This is a genomic window from Achromobacter sp. PD1 (genome assembly GCF_048541815.1).
In the GTDB taxonomy this organism is placed as follows: Bacteria; Pseudomonadota; Gammaproteobacteria; order Burkholderiales; family Burkholderiaceae_B; genus Achromobacter; species Achromobacter bronchisepticus_A.
The window spans coordinates 3,068,237-3,083,262 of the sequence record NZ_CP183349.1 but is presented as its reverse complement, the minus strand read 5'-3'; the positions used below and the strand labels follow the sequence as shown (position 1 = coordinate 3,083,262).

Genomic DNA, 15,026 nt, shown 5'->3' with positions numbered 1-15,026 from the left:
CATACGTCTGCTTTGATCAACCCTGCGTGGTCATTATCACGCTCGCCGCTGGCGGTTGCGGGCGAAGCAGACGGATGGGCAGGTTGCTCTGGATTTTCCGAGGCACCAGTCTCAGTCTCACCCCCACAATCGCACCATCCAGCGTCCTGCCCCATGCCGCAATCTCCGTTAGAATTTTGCGCGAGCCTCTGACACTGTAGTGGGATACTTTCAGCCGTCGCACCTGTCCAGGGTATCATTATGATATGATGAAAAGACAACTCAGGACCCTTCAATCTGGGTCAATAGTACATGCTGGAACGCACTGGCCAGATGAATTCCAATATTTGAACCGTACAACAAGGGCGGCAGGAACACGAAACTACGGCGCGAATCAGTATCGTAGCTGGGGCCTGCAATTCAACGCGGAGGGGACGTCGATTTTTAACCTACTGATGTTTAATGCCGATTGGCCATCAGGGAGAGTCACTGTCCCTGTTGGCCGGATGTTCGAATATACGGAAGCACATATCATCGAACAATTCCGAGCGAACAATGCGCCGCTCTTGGACAAGCTTACGGCTCTGCCTTGCCTCTTCTGTGAAGAGGGGACCGGCGATGAGGTCGCGTACATAGGGCAAATAAACCGGGCACGCATTGTTGGGGGCGACGTTTCGCTTGAGATAGGTTTTGACGCCGACGTTCCTCCTCTTAGAAACTCGCAAATCTATGATAGCCGAGCTGAACTCGACATGCCCAGAGAGTTCGAATTCTCTCGCAACCACTGGGCTGTGAAAGAGGTCGACTTATATCGCTTTCTGCTTCGCCGAGTACGCCCTCGGCGACAGCGGCCTACGGTCTTCCCATTGGCCGAGCATGAGAATTTGGACCCTCATCTTGCGTCCGCCATGATGCCCTTTGATGCGGCCTTCAATCCTGTGTTTGATGCTATCCGCAACGCTGCTCAGGGCGTCGGGCTTCGTTGCCGACGAGCGGACGACATCTGGGAGAATGCGTCAATTATTCAGGACGTCGTCTCTCTGATTGATCGTTCGCGCATCGTGATCTGTGACTGCTCAGGGCGCAATCCGAATGTATTTTACGAAGCTGGTATTGCTCACACCTTAGGTCGAGAGGTCATCCTCATTGCGCAAAGCGATCACGATATCCCGTTCGATCTGCGCCATCTCCGATATGTGCGCTACCTCAACAATGACCAAGGCCGGGCCGAGTTGTCGGCGGCGCTACTTGCCCGGATTCAGACAATCATCGGACACTAGCTGGCCCACGTGGATCACTAAATATATGCACATCGCAGGTGGACTGTATCGAGAATTGTGTGAAACGCCGACATGGAACGCCCAGTTTGGCTCGGGTGGCCGCGCGGCGGCAGCCGTCAGCGCTATGTCGCCAGGAAGCACTCTCCACACCTATGCACGAGACGGGAACAACGCGGGTGCGGACGAGCTATCGGCCCTCGGCGTGCAGCTGTCCCGTACCCATTCCGACATTGCGATCGCATTTGCATACTTCCACCCACTTTCTCAGCCGCACATCGAGCCCCGACCGGGGACAATCCCCCAGGAGCCTCCGATACACGTTTCGGGAGAGGTGGTCCTGAGATTTGGCTTCCTCGAAGGATCTGCTTTAGTGCATGCCGCCAAAGCAATTTACGATCCTCAAACAGCTGTTCATCCTGAGCCATTTGGAGCAAACGGCTCAACAGCGAAGCGACTTGCCCTGGTCATGAATGAGCTGGAGCTCTGCCGTTATACGGGTTGTCCCGACTTGGCGACTGCCGCTGGGAACGCCATGTCGAATGACAACCAGGTGACCGTGATAGTCGTAAAAAGAGGAGTGCGTGGTGTCACTGTCTACGAGCGCAATGTCGAGCCTATCACCGTTCCCGCGTATTACTCATCTCAGGTGTTCAAAATCGGAACTGGAGATGTCTTCAGCGCTGTGTTTGCGCATCATTGGGGCGAAGCGGGCACTTCCGCACCTGAAGCAGCGGACCTCGCGTCCCGATCGGTCTCCGCTTACTGTGAGACAATGACCCTTCCGGTGCCAACTGAATCCCTCAAAAGCCGCGAGCCCGTAACAGGGCAGGCACCAAGCCGGATTATCCTGCATGGCTCAACATCGACAATCGGAAGGCGGTATACGCTTGAGGAGGCGCGCTTCCGTCTGAAAGAGCTTGGTATCGATGCGCTCTCACCTCAGCTCGATGAGATCCCAGAACCACTCTCCAAAAATTTACCTTCACTTGTAGTAGCCGATGGATTGAGCACAACGGAAATTCGGCGGCTCTGTGAAACGAAGCCTTATAGAGGTATTATTGTATTAGACGAAGAGCGCCGACCTGATGTCGCTGAGCTATCAAGTTTGGGGGTCACTATTATTTCCGACTTCGCCTCGTCTTTGTACCGATCTGCCTGGCCTCGTGCATTTTGCCGAAGCTAAATGGTTGCAGCGACGCGTGAACTGTGAGACTTCTGATTTACTACTCTGGGGGGAGTAATTGCGTATGTCGGACGTCTACATAGTATATTCACGAGAAGATGTCCGGCAGGCTGAGAGGTTAGTTCAAACTCTTTCAACGCGATGGGATGTTTGGTGGGACGATAAAATCGTTGGCGACTTCTCGACCGTGATCGAGCGTGAAATCCAGAATACAAAATGTATTGTTCCGCTCTGGTCCCCGACGGCGAAGGACAAGAGCAATGTAAAGGACGAGCTTCGCTTAGCAGAACAATATAATATTCCGATTATTCCCGCTAGGATCATTCCGACAAATGCACCGTACGGCTTTAATGGGTACAGTGCGGTTGATCTTCTGGGCTGGACCGGAGAAGGTGATCATCCTGGCATCCAGCACCTGATGCGGAAGATTTCGACTGTTGTCCCGCCGAGGACAGCACCGACCCGTCCATCAGCGATCGCAGGGGATAGGGTCCCCCTCCCGAGTTTATTCCTTTCCGTGTCGTCACACGAGACACAACTCGTTCCTCTTGAAGCTCTGAAGGCACTGCGTCTCTTTGGGACATCGACGATCCTCGTCTCCGCTTACGACCTGTTTCCACCCCGTCGCCCGCGAGGTATCCAGCAGGAACTGAAGCGTATTCGCGCCCAGGGCGGGTTCGTCCTCGTCGACTCTGGGAATTATGAAGCGACGCGACGCGACGACGACGGATGGAAGCCCGAGGATTTCGAATTGGCGTTGCAGGGGATCCCACACGATTGGGTATATTGCTTTGATGAGATGACCCCGTCGAGGGACCGAAAGCGCGCGGTCGGGCAAGTCATCGCTGCCGTCGAAAGAGACAGGAAGTTCACCAAAGCCCCCGTGCTTCCAATCGTTCATGCCCCAGCCACTCCCTCGAAAGGGTACGACCTTACAATTCTTCCCGCAGTGGTACGGGATGTAGCCGACCAGCTCCAGCCGCCGATGATCGCACTGGCAGAGCGGGAGTTGGGCCGGGGGTTGATTCAGCGCGCGCGGACCATGAGACGCGTCCGAAACGAGCTTGATCGGCTATCCTTTTATCAACCGATTCATCTCCTGGGCACCGGAAATCCATGGAGTATTGCGGTCCTGACAGCAGCAGGGGCCGACAGCTTCGATGGATTAGAATGGTGCCGGGTTGCCGTCGACCGGCAGCAACACAGATTAAATCACTACCAACATTTCGATTTTTTTGCGTACCAAGCGCAGATGGCGGCTTCGCCAATAACTGTTTCTGCGCTTTCCGACGACAATATCGACTACGCTGGTAAAGTCGCATTTCATAATCTCGACTACTATCAAGAACTCACCCACGATTTGCAGGCTGCCGCTTCAACAAATCGATTAGAAGCATTCGCAGTCGGCCTTTTGGGTCAATCCAATTCAAAGCAACTTAGGGATCAGATGCCGGACTTGTTCAAATGAAACATGATGCTGCCAGGCTGGAACATGCCGTTGCCGCAATATGCCCCGATATTGAGGAACGGGCCAAGCGCTCCCAGAGTGCGCTTGACGAGCGGAATCTTTGGTGGGAGCTCTCATGCTGCCTGCTCAGCAGTCAGGTACCGTATGGGCTTGCCGTGGCGACCGCCGATGCTTTGGATAAAAGGCAGCTTCTCCTCAACGCATCGGCACCCCGCGCCGAACTCGTCGATGAAATCCTCGGGGTCCTCCGTCAGCCGGTACTAGTGAACGGCAGCTTTCGAAATTACCGCTTTCCCGGATCGAAATCGATGCAATTGGCCTCTGCGCGCGCGTCGGTCTCCCATGAGAGTGGGGACTTGTGCTCACTCATGCATGCTTTCGCAAATGCGCCATCCGCTCGCTCATGGCTTGTGTCCAACGTAGCAGGAATCGGGCCAAAGCAGGCGAGTATGTTCCTGCGCAACGCAGGAATCAGCTACGATCTCGCGGTCCTGGATCGTCACGTATTGAACTATATGGCCGCAATCGGGCTCTACACAGGTGCCGAGCGGGCCATCTCGACGCTTTCACACTATCGCACGCAAGAAGATAAGCTGATTTCACATGCAAACAGGCTTGGCTTTGCAGTGGGTCTTCTGGATTGGGCGATCTGGATAGTCATGCGGGTTGCGGGTTCTCGAGATACGGAGCGCGCGTTAGCATGAGCATTGTCCCTCTCGTTTCCGGTGGACTCGATTCCACGCTTGTCGCCTACCTCGCTAAAGAGGAAGGGATCCAGCAGTTCCCACTTTTTGTCGACTATGGGCAACGATCCCGTGATCGAGAGCTCGCCGCCTGCAGGTCAGCGATGGCCAAATTGCAGCTGCCAGATTTGAAAGTGGCCGACTTGTCCGGCTATGGCCGCCTTATCAAATCCGGGTTGACGGACCCAAACCAGCGCGTGCTGGAGGATGCCTTCACCCCTGGTCGAAATCTCCTCTTTCTGCTTGTAGCAGCAGCCTATGCCTTTCAGCGCGACGCTGATGCCATATCGATCGGGCTGCTCCATGAGGAAACAAGTCTTTTTCCTGATCAGACATCGGCCTTCTTGCGGGAGGCGGAGGCAATGATCGCACGCAGCATGGGCCGGGAGATAAGGGTGCTTGCGCCGCTGTCCTCCTTCCACAAGCAGGAGGTTATCGAGCTCGCGACGTTGAAAGGTATCGAAGGCACCTATTCGTGCCATCTGGGCGATGAAACACCTTGTGGAGCGTGCATCGCATGTAACGAATTCAAGCTCGAAGGGGTCTGATATGGGTGGTGGGAGCAGCGGGAGCTGGAGCAGGTTGGGCGACATTCGGTCCCTGGAGGAGAAGGCCAAAGCGGCACTTCAGGGGGGAAAACGAAATGTCTTTATCAGTTTCGCAACAGAAGATATGAACGAGGTTAATCTTCTGCGCGCGCATGCAAAGAACGAGAACAGTGATATCGAGTTCAACGATCACTCCGTTCGCGAGCCCTATGACAGCGAGCGCGCGGAATACATCAAACAAAAGATTAGCGAGCGGATATCGCGTTCATCGGTTTGTGTCGTCTACATTTCCGACAATACCGCGCAAAGCCGGTGGGTGACCTGGGAGGTAGAGACCAGCCTCGCTCTTGGAAAAAAGGTGGTAGCTGTTCATCCCAAAGGTGGCGCTCCACGGCAAAATCCATCTTGGGTGGCGAAGCACGGCGTGAAGGTAGTCCAATGGAATAAACTAGCTGCAGAACTGAAGTAGCCTGATCGCGACCACATTTCCGGAGATCCGTCGATATGGAGCCTGAAAACTTTCCCGCATTGTATCGGTCCGCGGATGGCTCCGCCGCAGATGCTCAGCGTACGTATCTATGGCTTATCCGTTTGCAATATGTCCTCCTCACGATTGCGGCGACGATATCCATATGGTTCGGCAACTCTCCGGATCTATACATTGTTTACGCGCTGGTTTTGGCAGCATCGACGGTGCTACTACTTTACATGGCGGTTCAAAAGCCCGAAAAAGAGTGGTATGGTTGCCGTGCGCTAGCAGAGTCTATCAAGACATCCACTTGGCGCTACATGATGCGTGCGGAGCCGTTCGAGGACGCACCAAAACTGTCGGAGGTAGCCGAAAAGTTTTCGGGTTTCCTCAAGGCCATTCTAGACGCCAATAGCCACATACGCGATTCTATCAGTCGTCGGCCCGTAACAGGCGGTCAGATCACCAACGATATGAACCGAGTACGCGCTCTGCCGCTGGAGGACCGTATTCAAAAATACATCACAGACCGGATCACAGATCAACGTGAATGGTATGTCGCAAAAGTTAAGTGGAACAGGAGACGATTTCGTCTTTGGATCGGAATCTGCGTCGTTGTTCAAGGCGCCGCTATTGGCTTAGCGCTTCTTCGAATTCGCCATGATCCATCGTGGATGATTTGGCCGACAGAACCTTTACTTGTCATCGCCTCTTCCGCCATAGGATGGATACAACTGAAGAAGTTCAATGAGCTTGCTTCGGCGTACAGCCTCACCGCCCACGAAATTGGCATCCTTGAGACCCGCGTCGCGACGATCGACTCTGAGGTGAAATTTTCTGCGTTCGTGAATGAAGCCGAACGAGCGTTCTCTCGTGAACATACCCAGTGGGTTGCCCGCCAGATCGAGAATGTGCCCTGATCTGATTAATACACCAACCAATCAGCGAGCAAGTCGGTCGCGGAATGTGTACGGCGCCTACGATCGCTGAAGTATTTCAGTCTACAAAATGCTGGACAACAATGAACGATGTAAAAAGGGAAGACAGGGGAGAGAAAGCCGCGAAAGGCGACCAGGCGCCGTTGGCGGTTCTCGTCCGCGGCGCCGAGAAGACATTCGATAATGCGGAGCGCCTTTTTTTCGAGGCGGAGCTTCTGGCGAAAGCTGGCGCGGTGGCGCGTGCCCTTTGCCTTCACCAGATCTCTCTCGAGGAGTGTTCGAAGGTCAACAACCTCGGCGCCTGGGCGGTCAGCCTGGTTCTTGGGTTCGAAGTCGATCAGAAGAAGGTGCTCGCCGCCTTCGGGCGTCACGCGGCCAAGAATAAATCGAATGCATACATGCTGAAGGGTTCGGAGGCCGAAACCGATGCGAAGGCCCGTGGCGACTGGGAGGCTGCCATGGAGGCGTTCAGGCAGACCCAGGACGAGTTTCACGAGACGTCGAACCGCGCCAAGAATGCCTCCCTTTACGTGGACTGGGTTGATGGTGAGTTCACCGCGCCAAGCGAGCGCATCACCAAAGAGATGCTGGCCGAGATCACCGAGCGCAACGCCGAGTTTCTCGGCTATGCACAAAGCGGGCTGAAGATGCTCGAGCGGCTGGAGACGTCGCCGGATGCAATGAAGGGCCTGCTCACGCCTTTCGTCGAACAGGCCGAAAAACTCCGCGAAGAGAAGCCGGACGATTTGATGGGCGCAATGGAGACATTGCTGTCGGGCTTTCTCGAAGAGGGCAAGCAGAAGCTGAAAGGTTAGGCTTCGCATCGAACGACCCTCCTCTTCGAACGGGGGCCGCTCTCGACAGATGGGCAGGTCGGGAGGGCAGGCATCTAGCCAATCTTGAAAACTGTCAGAAAACCGCGTATATTTCTGACAGGAGATTTGCGATGCAGCGCTTGACTGAACAGATTCTTGAGCATGCGACGCGGCTGTCGGAGGGCACGCCCGTTGCAGCTAAGAGCTTGCTTCACCTTGGCAATCGCGCCGCGGTGGATCAGGCCCTGTCGCGCCTGGCCGAGCGGGGGCAACTGATCCGGGCCGGACGCGGAGTCTACCTCCTGCCGGTTACGAGCCGGTTTGGGACCAGGGCGCCGTCGGTGGAACAGGCCGTCGAGGCGCTCGCCGCCCAGCGCGGCGAGGTTATCGTCTCGAGCGGTGCTGCTGCCGCCAATAGCCTCGGGCTGACCACGCAGGTGCCGGTCCGGTCCGTCTATCTGACGTCGGGGCGCACCCGGAAAATGAGCCTTGGCAAGCAGACCGTCGAGCTTCGCCACGCACCTCGCTGGCAGCTCGCCATGCCGCATCGGCCAGCGGGTCAGGCCGTGCGAGCACTCGCCTGGTTGGGGCCGGAGAAGGCCGAGGCGGCCCTCAAGACCCTGAAACGGAAGCTGCCGCCCGCCGCCTTCAGCGAGCTGGTGGCGGCGGCACCGCAGCTTCCGACCTGGCTCGCGCAAAGCGTGGGAAAGGTCGCGCATGGCTGACGCCTTCCTGCTCCTTCCGGCCGAGGATCGCCGGGAGGCCTTGAGCGTCGCGGCCGACCGTTCAGGCCGACCAGCACACCTTCTGGAGAAGGACGCATGGGTGGTGTGGGCGCTGGCGACGCTCTACGGCTCGCCGCTTGGAGAACATCTCGTCTTCAAGGGCGGCACGTCGCTCTCAAAGGCCTATCAGGTCATCCGACGCTTCTCCGAGGATGTCGATCTGACTTACGACATCCGTGCGCTCGCCCCCGACCTCGTTGGAGACAATGGCGAGGCGCTACCCAGGACGCGAAGCGAGGAAAAGCGCTGGACCAGCGCAGTGCGCGAGCGCCTGCCGCAATGGGTGACCGGAGCCGTTCAGCCGGTCATCGCCGAAGCCCTGGCGAGGGGCCACCTGTCTGCGGCGATCCGGGTCGATGGCGATAAGCTCTTCATCGACTATGAGGCGACGACGGCAGGGTCCGGCTACGTTGCCCCTAGCGTCATGCTCGAATTCGGCGCCCGCTCGACGGGTGAACCTGCGACCCCGCGCGATGTCACCTGCGACGCGGCCGGGCTGGTGGATGGAGTGGTCTTTCCAACGGCTCGACCGAGGGTCATGCATGCCGAGCGGACGTTCTGGGAGAAGGCGACCGCGATCCACGTCTTTTGCCTTCAGGAGCGGCTGCGCGGTGATCGTTTCGCGCGTCACTGGCATGACGTGGTGCGTCTCGATGAAGCCGGCTTCGCGGCGGCGGCCTTCGCTGATCGCGAACTGGCCAACGCCGTGGCACGTCACAAGGCGATGTTTTTCGCCGAGAAGGCCGCCGACCGATCTCCGATCGATTACGCCTCAGCCGTGAACGGCGGTTTGCAACTCGTGCCGGCCGGCGACGGCGCGAAGGCTCTCGCAGAAGATTACGCGCGGATGATCGACGATGGGCTCCTTCTCGATGAAGCCGAGCCTTTCGAGACGCTCATGGAGCGCTGCGCAGACATCACCGCGCGAGCCAATAGCGCGGCAGGATAACAAAAAGCGAGCTGGGGCGGCGATGTACATTTCCGAAATCTATGCGAGTGGCTTCCGGTGCTTCGACCCGACCGCCCCGTTGCTGCTAAAGCTCTCGTCCGGCCTCAACATTCTCGTCGGGCCAAACGACGCCGGCAAGAGCGCGATTATCGATGCTGCCCGCTACGTCCTTTGGACACGCGGCGACGACTATATCCGTCCGGACGAACACGACTTCCATGTTGGTGCAGACGGCACGCGCGGATGCGACTTCATCGTTCGCTGCACCTTCGACGATCTCAGTGCTGACGAAGAGGCCCGGTTTCTTGAATGGTGCGCCAACGAAAAGGGAAAGCTTCGCCTGCACGTTTGCATGCGCGGCTCCCGGCGCGTCTCGCCAGGTGGCGGCAGCATTATTTCCAGCCAGCATCGCGCCGGCGCGGAAGGCGAAGGTCTGCCGCTCGACGGGGAACTGCGCGAGTATCTGAAGGCCACCTATCTCAAACCGTTGCGCGACGCCGAGCGCGAGATGCGTGCGGGCCGACGGTCACGCCTGTCGCGAATCCTCGGCGCGATGCCCACGATGGGGCCGCAAAGCAAACCCGCCGCGCAGGGTAGCGATGCAACGCTCCATGACACGCTGACGGCGGCTGATGTGGCCGTCCGAAACAACGCCGCGGTTGGCGGCGTCGCCAGCAGCGTCAACACGGATTTCCTCGACAAGCTGTCATTCGTGGACGACCGCCTCGTCGCGACGCTGGATCTCGGCGCTGGCGGTTCGTTCGATCAGATTCTTGAGCGGTTCGAACTCTACCTGAATGCCAAGGCGGGCACCGAGCGCATCCAGCGCGGCCTGGGCTACAACAACCTGCTATTCATGGCGGCCGAGCTGTTGTTGCTCCAGTCCCATCCCGATCAGGTGCCATTTCTGCTGATCGAGGAGCCCGAGGCCCATCTACATCCGCAACACCAGACGCTCTTCATGGAAGTGCTGGCGGCCCGTGCTGCCAAGCCGGACCCCGACAAGGGCGAGACCCATCAGCAGGTCCAGGTGCTACTCACCACCCATAGCCCTCAGCTCGCTGCCGGCGCCGAGCTTGAGACCATGACGATGATCGTCGGTCACCGCGCCTTTCCGCTGGGAGCGGCCCATACCCGGCTTGAAGTGGACGATTATGAGTTCCTTCGTCGGTTCCTCGACGCGACCAAGGCCAACCTGTTCTTCGCCCGTGCGCTGATTGTCGTCGAGGGCGACGGTGAGCACCTGTTGCTGCCGGCAATCGCCGAGAAGCTCGACCGTCCGCTCAGCCGTCACGGCGTGTCGATCGTCAATGTCGGCCACCGTGGTCTGTTCCGCTACAGCCGGATTCTGCAGCGTAAGGCCGGGAACGCGATCCCGGTGCCCGTGGCGCTGATCCCCGACAGGGACATCCCGCCGCCCGAAGCGAAAGACCTCGTCGGCGACCGTAAGACCGAGAACGAGTTGACTCAGGACGAGATCGCAGCGCGGCTGAAGACGCTGCGGCGCGACGTCGGAGATCCCGTCGACGCTTTCATCGCCGATAGCTGGACACTTGAATTCGATCTCGCGCTTCGGCCCGAGCTTGCCGAGAGCGTTCACCAAGCCGTCCAACTCGCCAAGACCAGCAGCCGTAAGCCCGAGTGGCTCGCGAAGATCGTGAAGAAGGCCAGTGAAACCTACGCGGGCTGGAAAGAGGCTGGACACTCTGCGACCGAGATCGCCGTCAAGATCTACCAGCCCGTCCATGACAAGGAAGCCTCCAAGGCCGAGGTCGCCGAACAACTCGCCGCCATCCTGCGCAAGCGCGCGGATACACCGGAGCAGATGCGCGACTGGCTTCCTCCTTATCTGGTGCGCGCGATCGACTACGTGACGGGTGGTTATCTTCCCGGCGCGCCAGCGACTGCTCCTGAGCCGGATGCTGAAGATGAAGAGATCGGGGCCGCCGGGATTGAAGGCGCGGCGGCGGTGGAGGGGTAACATCATGTTCGAGATCCTGCCGCTCACACCCGAACTGCTTGCTGAACTTGGCGCCGAGCTGGGCGGTTGCGATTTTACTGACCCGAGCCAGGCCGACTTTCTGGCGAAGGCCACCCCATGTGACGTCCAGGCTGCGCCCGGCAATGGTAAGACGACGCTGCTGGCGGCGAAGCTCGCGCTGCTTTCGCGTAACTGGTTGACCCGCAGGCGAGGCGTCTGCGTGATCTCACATACCAATGCCGCACGGACGGAGGTCGAAGACCTGATCGCCCGCCACCCGACCGCAGCACGGCTAACGGCTTATCCTCATTTTACCGGCACGGTCACGGCCTTCATCAACCAATATCTTGCCTTGCCCTATCTTCGGGGCCTGGGTTGGAGCGTGCGGCAAATTGACGACGATGCCTTCGCGGCCGAGGCGCTGCGACGTTATCCAAACTGGGGTGTACTCGACAGTCTCGCCAAGAATCCGAAACTCAAGCTGAAGCGAGGGCTTGAGGATTGGATAGCTAACCTGGTTCTCGATCCCGCCTTCACCGACGCTGCGATATCCCCTTCATCGTTAGCGGTGCGCCGGCGTAAGGGGCAGCACGGCGTCGACACGCCTTGCGGGAAAGCATTGGCCCAGCTCAAGGCTTCGATGGTCAAGAGCGGGCTCTATCGATACGCTGACATGACCGCGCTCGCGTGGCGTGCGCTCCGTGAAAACCCGGCTCTTGCCGAGCGGCTTCGCGATCGCTTCCCGCTCGTCATTCTTGATGAGGCACAGGACACCCATGGCGAACAACTTCGGTTGCTGGAGCATGTCTTCAAGCAAGACGGGGCGGCGTTCCAACGCCTCGGGGACAGCAATCAAACGCTCTATGAGGACGATGGAACGGCGCCAGCCTATTGGACACCGGGGCCCGGTTGTATCCCTCTCGACACGAGCCGCAGGTTCGGTGGGGAGATCGCCGGTTTTGCAAGCCGGCTGACGGCGCGCCAGGCTCAGACGATTGTGGGCTTGGGCATACGGCCCGCGTCGCGGGTGATGTTTCTGTTCGACGAGGGTACGATCGGCGGGGTTCTGGAAGCCTTCGCCGAAGAAGCGCGCGCGCTGTGGGGCGACGATTGCAGTAGGCGCGACGTCTGGGCGGTCGCATCGCGTCATAATCTGCCCGCCAAGAAGGGAGCGTGGCAGCCGAAGAGTCTCGTCGACTATCATCCGGCATATCGCAGCGAGGGTGGTTCTCGCGGGAAGGCCAACCTCCTTTGCCGGCAGCTTCGGAAGGCTGCGGTACACCATGCCGCAGCACGCCCTCCCGCTGAGGTTGGCGAGATGCTCGCGGTCGGCATTTCCGGTTTGGCGCGCGCCCATGGGTGGAAAGCGGCAAATGAACGTCCGATTACCGCGCATAATGTGTGGGCGGCACTATCGCGTCGCGACCTCGCGTTGCCGCGCGCTGTACGGCGAGTTTTACGGGACTATGTGCTTGCCGGCGATGCCGTGTGGGATCAGGGAGCATGGCAAGCGTTCACGGAACTATTGCTGCCTCTCTTCGCCCCGCATCCTGACGGTGCTGAGGACGATATCGCCGCATTTTGTGGGTTCGTCGCCGAGCAAAAGGCCGACCTTACCGACCCTGAACGCCGCTCCACGAAGCAGGTGCGGTTCGACGAGCTCACACTGCGGCTGGGATCGATCCACTCGGTCAAGGGAAAGAGTGTGGACGGAATTCTCGTCGTCGAGAGCGAGGTATGGAAAGGCAGCAGCGCAGGCGAGCAGTGCATCGATCTTACCACAGTGCTTCCCCGTGCATTCGGCGTTACCGACCAGCCATTTACGGGGGTGGGACTCACCGCCGCGACCAACGTCTTCGTGGGTGTGACTCGACCGCGGGAATTGCTTGGCCTGGCGTTGCGCAAATCTGAAGCAACGGCGCTGATGGGGCCTGCCACGGATCAAGGGTGGAAACTCGTCGACCTTGTAGCCCAGGCTACGGAGTTGAAGGAATGAGCGGGCTCGTGTCGACCTCGGGGCTGGGAACGTCGACCAAGCTGATTGGTTTGACGAAGCATACGAAACACGGTCACGTACCAAACCCGGTCTCTCCGCATTTCGTGGCGCCGCCGGCCCAGTCGAGTCTATCTTTCAACCCGATGGCGTTGGCGGCCGCGATCGCGAGGACTGCAACGACCTGGGATGATGCGCCCGTCGCCTTGCTCGACGGGTTGCAGCAAAGTGCTCTGATCGAACTGCAGACGCTGCTCCAGGATGGATCGGCGTTTGCGCTCGAATCTCATTTCAAATTTCTCGCGGATACTGCCGGGTCTCAATTTGCGGCCAAGGTCGGCGCTGGCATTGCCCACCTCTACATGGACGCTCTCGGCTACGCATGGCGAGCGAACGCGGCGTGCCTGTCGTCGTCGCTCGATCCCCATGCGGATTTCATCTACGAAGGCGGCAACGCGTCCGGCCACGGTGTTGTGCTTGCCGAGGCGCACGGCTCGTTCGCCAAAGATGCGAGCGCAGCGAAAATAGCGAACTCGGCGAAGAAAAAGTACATCAAGCAGGTAAAGCCCTTTGTCGCGAAGCCGTCGCCGTTCGGAAAGGTAATCCACGGCTATTCGATTGCATTCGGGTCAAAGCCGACGACAGCCGGGAGCTTCCTGGCCGTATCGGAGACGCGGATCTCCAAGCCGCGAAAACGGACCGCATCCACGGATGTCGTTCATGCTGACGAGGCACCCGAAGCTACGCCTGCGTCGATGGCGTTGGCGACTCATCGGTCTAACTTTCTGCTGATGGGCGCGCCGGATGTGACAAATTGGATCGACTGGCTCCGTTTTCCGGATTCCGCTCCTCCGGAGCGAACCGATGTTCCGCTTCTTCGATTTGACTATGCCGGTCGAACCTATCTGGCGGCGACGCCGTGGCTTTCGCGACCAGAAGGCCCTCCATGGTGGATCGATGATTTCTTCGATCACCACGGTTGGTGGCGATTTGCACAGCGCACACGGTTTTCGCGACCAGGTCATCCTCGTTCTGATTTCGGCTCGTTCGCGATCGAGGAGAAGGCGGGGGCTGAATTCCTGAACACACTGAGCAATGCGATCCGCGGCCGAGGCGTGGGGCCGCCAGCGACGATGAGGCTTCCAACCGTCGAACCAACGGGGTTTGCGCTCTCCGCAGGAGATCGCGCTGCCGTGGCCGAGGCCGACGAGCCTTACCACTATGCGCTTTTCCGCGACGGCTTGGCGCTCTTGGGAGAGCCCTTCCGTGGGCGGCCGCGTGACGTAGTTGTCTGGTCGCCGGATGAAGGGATGGCGCTTGGATGACACTGCTGTGGCGGATCGCATCGCAGAGCGTACCGTGATATGAGCTTCGCGACGGTACTTTCTTGGTTCGCAGTGAGAGCTATCCGTGCGGTCGAAAACGGGTCTCAAGAGGCGATCGACCTCGATAGATACCGAAGCCACGCAAAAAAATTTTCAGGGGAATTTCCCTTTAAAATCAACACCGTAAGTTTTTGACGGCCTATGGGTCGGCTTTTGATGCTGCGGACAAGAAAAAACACAGTTAAATCAATGATTTGACTGTGTTATAAGCAATTGAGTGGGAGTGAAATCAGGTCCTTCAGGGACTATCGCCAGCTATCGAAGAACTGATATAACGTGTTGATTTAGAAAGAAATACGTCACGACAGCTATCGGTGGCTATCGCCGGCCAGCAGAAAAAGTTGACGGTAGAGCTGACGGTAAAAATCGAGGCTGGATTAAGACACTCTCGTTCACTATTCAGACTTTTACCGTCTTTGACGGTAAAAGCCTTCTCGGGAAAGCTTGTTTCATGGGGCTTTCCGGGCATCAGCAGGTCTCCAGGTCCCTGACGGTAAAACCTGACGGTAA

General features: G+C 58.4%; 13 protein-coding genes. All 13 read left to right on the top strand.

Annotated elements, in window-relative coordinates; all coding sequences use genetic code 11:
- The first annotated feature begins 326 nt into the window (after window positions 1–326).
- The 13 genes from ACM1PE_RS14500 (at window position 327) to ACM1PE_RS14440 (ending at window position 14,456) form a co-directional block, all read left to right on the top strand.
- Window positions 327–1,259, top strand: a complete 933-nt coding sequence (locus ACM1PE_RS14500; RefSeq protein ID WP_235918392.1) for a hypothetical protein — start codon at window positions 327–329, stop codon at window positions 1,257–1,259.
- Window positions 1,260–1,284: 25 nt separating this feature from the next.
- Window positions 1,285–2,442 (top strand): carbohydrate kinase family protein, encoded by a 1,158-nt coding sequence (locus ACM1PE_RS14495; protein WP_192799399.1) that lies wholly within the window; start codon window positions 1,285–1,287, stop codon window positions 2,440–2,442.
- A 64-nt stretch (window positions 2,443–2,506) separates the two neighbouring features.
- A complete protein-coding gene (locus ACM1PE_RS14490; protein WP_151690322.1) occupies window positions 2,507–3,910 on the top strand; it encodes a toll/interleukin-1 receptor domain-containing protein in 1,404 nt (467 codons plus the stop codon).
- A complete protein-coding gene (locus ACM1PE_RS14485) occupies window positions 3,907–4,614 on the top strand; it encodes a DNA lyase (RefSeq protein ID WP_151690321.1) in 708 nt (235 codons plus the stop codon). The genes ACM1PE_RS14490 and ACM1PE_RS14485 overlap by 4 nt, the downstream gene beginning before the upstream one ends.
- Window positions 4,611–5,201, top strand: a complete 591-nt coding sequence (locus ACM1PE_RS14480) for a 7-cyano-7-deazaguanine synthase (protein WP_151664166.1) — start codon at window positions 4,611–4,613, stop codon at window positions 5,199–5,201. Before ACM1PE_RS14485 ends, ACM1PE_RS14480 begins: the two co-directional genes overlap by 4 nt.
- Window positions 5,143–5,670 (top strand): TIR domain-containing protein, encoded by a 528-nt coding sequence (locus ACM1PE_RS14475; RefSeq protein ID WP_419343669.1) that lies wholly within the window; start codon window positions 5,143–5,145, stop codon window positions 5,668–5,670. The genes ACM1PE_RS14480 and ACM1PE_RS14475 overlap by 59 nt, the downstream gene beginning before the upstream one ends.
- A gap of 35 nt (window positions 5,671–5,705) precedes the next feature.
- On the top strand, window positions 5,706–6,590 hold the full coding sequence (locus ACM1PE_RS14470) for a DUF4231 domain-containing protein (RefSeq protein WP_151690320.1): 885 nt from the start codon (window positions 5,706–5,708) through the stop codon (window positions 6,588–6,590).
- A gap of 101 nt (window positions 6,591–6,691) precedes the next feature.
- Window positions 6,692–7,423, top strand: a complete 732-nt coding sequence (locus ACM1PE_RS14465) for an AbiV family abortive infection protein (RefSeq protein ID WP_235918391.1) — start codon at window positions 6,692–6,694, stop codon at window positions 7,421–7,423.
- Between the two features lie 131 nt (window positions 7,424–7,554).
- The gene (locus ACM1PE_RS14460; protein ID WP_151690319.1) at window positions 7,555–8,148 is read left to right on the top strand and encodes a DUF6088 family protein; all 594 of its coding nucleotides are present in this window, start codon (window positions 7,555–7,557) and stop codon (window positions 8,146–8,148) included.
- Complete coding sequence (locus ACM1PE_RS14455) at window positions 8,141–9,157, top strand: nucleotidyl transferase AbiEii/AbiGii toxin family protein (RefSeq protein ID WP_151690318.1); 1,017 nt, start codon at window positions 8,141–8,143, stop codon at window positions 9,155–9,157. Before ACM1PE_RS14460 ends, ACM1PE_RS14455 begins: the two co-directional genes overlap by 8 nt.
- 22 nt (window positions 9,158–9,179) lie before the next feature.
- Window positions 9,180–11,138: an ATP-dependent nuclease gene (locus ACM1PE_RS14450; RefSeq protein WP_192799398.1), complete on the top strand. Its 1,959-nt coding sequence runs from the start codon at window positions 9,180–9,182 to the stop codon at window positions 11,136–11,138.
- Window positions 11,139–11,142: 4 nt separating this feature from the next.
- Complete coding sequence (locus ACM1PE_RS14445; protein ID WP_192799397.1) at window positions 11,143–13,134, top strand: UvrD-helicase domain-containing protein; 1,992 nt, start codon at window positions 11,143–11,145, stop codon at window positions 13,132–13,134.
- Entirely contained in the window at window positions 13,131–14,456 is a 1,326-nt protein-coding gene (locus ACM1PE_RS14440) for a hypothetical protein (protein ID WP_151690315.1), read from the top strand. Before ACM1PE_RS14445 ends, ACM1PE_RS14440 begins: the two co-directional genes overlap by 4 nt.
- Window positions 14,457–15,026: the final 570 nt, after the last annotated feature.

Bases quoted from the DNA above. Each gene is read 5' to 3' on its own strand.
- ACM1PE_RS14495 (WP_192799399.1), top strand. From the start codon at position 1,285: ATGCACATCGCAGGTGGACTGTATCGAGAATTGTGTGAAACGCCGACA.
- ACM1PE_RS14490 (WP_151690322.1), top strand. From the start codon at position 2,507: ATGTCGGACGTCTACATAGTATATTCACGAGAAGATGTCCGGCAGGCT.
- ACM1PE_RS14485 (WP_151690321.1), top strand. From the start codon at position 3,907: ATGAAACATGATGCTGCCAGGCTGGAACATGCCGTTGCCGCAATATGC.
- ACM1PE_RS14480 (WP_151664166.1), top strand. From the start codon at position 4,611: ATGAGCATTGTCCCTCTCGTTTCCGGTGGACTCGATTCCACGCTTGTC.
- ACM1PE_RS14475 (WP_419343669.1), top strand. From the start codon at position 5,143: ATGAAACACCTTGTGGAGCGTGCATCGCATGTAACGAATTCAAGCTCG.
- ACM1PE_RS14470 (WP_151690320.1), top strand. From the start codon at position 5,706: ATGGAGCCTGAAAACTTTCCCGCATTGTATCGGTCCGCGGATGGCTCC.
- ACM1PE_RS14465 (WP_235918391.1), top strand. From the start codon at position 6,692: ATGAACGATGTAAAAAGGGAAGACAGGGGAGAGAAAGCCGCGAAAGGC.
- ACM1PE_RS14460 (WP_151690319.1), top strand. From the start codon at position 7,555: ATGCAGCGCTTGACTGAACAGATTCTTGAGCATGCGACGCGGCTGTCG.
- ACM1PE_RS14455 (WP_151690318.1), top strand. From the start codon at position 8,141: ATGGCTGACGCCTTCCTGCTCCTTCCGGCCGAGGATCGCCGGGAGGCC.
- ACM1PE_RS14450 (WP_192799398.1), top strand. From the start codon at position 9,180: ATGTACATTTCCGAAATCTATGCGAGTGGCTTCCGGTGCTTCGACCCG.
- ACM1PE_RS14445 (WP_192799397.1), top strand. From the start codon at position 11,143: ATGTTCGAGATCCTGCCGCTCACACCCGAACTGCTTGCTGAACTTGGC.
- ACM1PE_RS14440 (WP_151690315.1), top strand. From the start codon at position 13,131: ATGAGCGGGCTCGTGTCGACCTCGGGGCTGGGAACGTCGACCAAGCTG.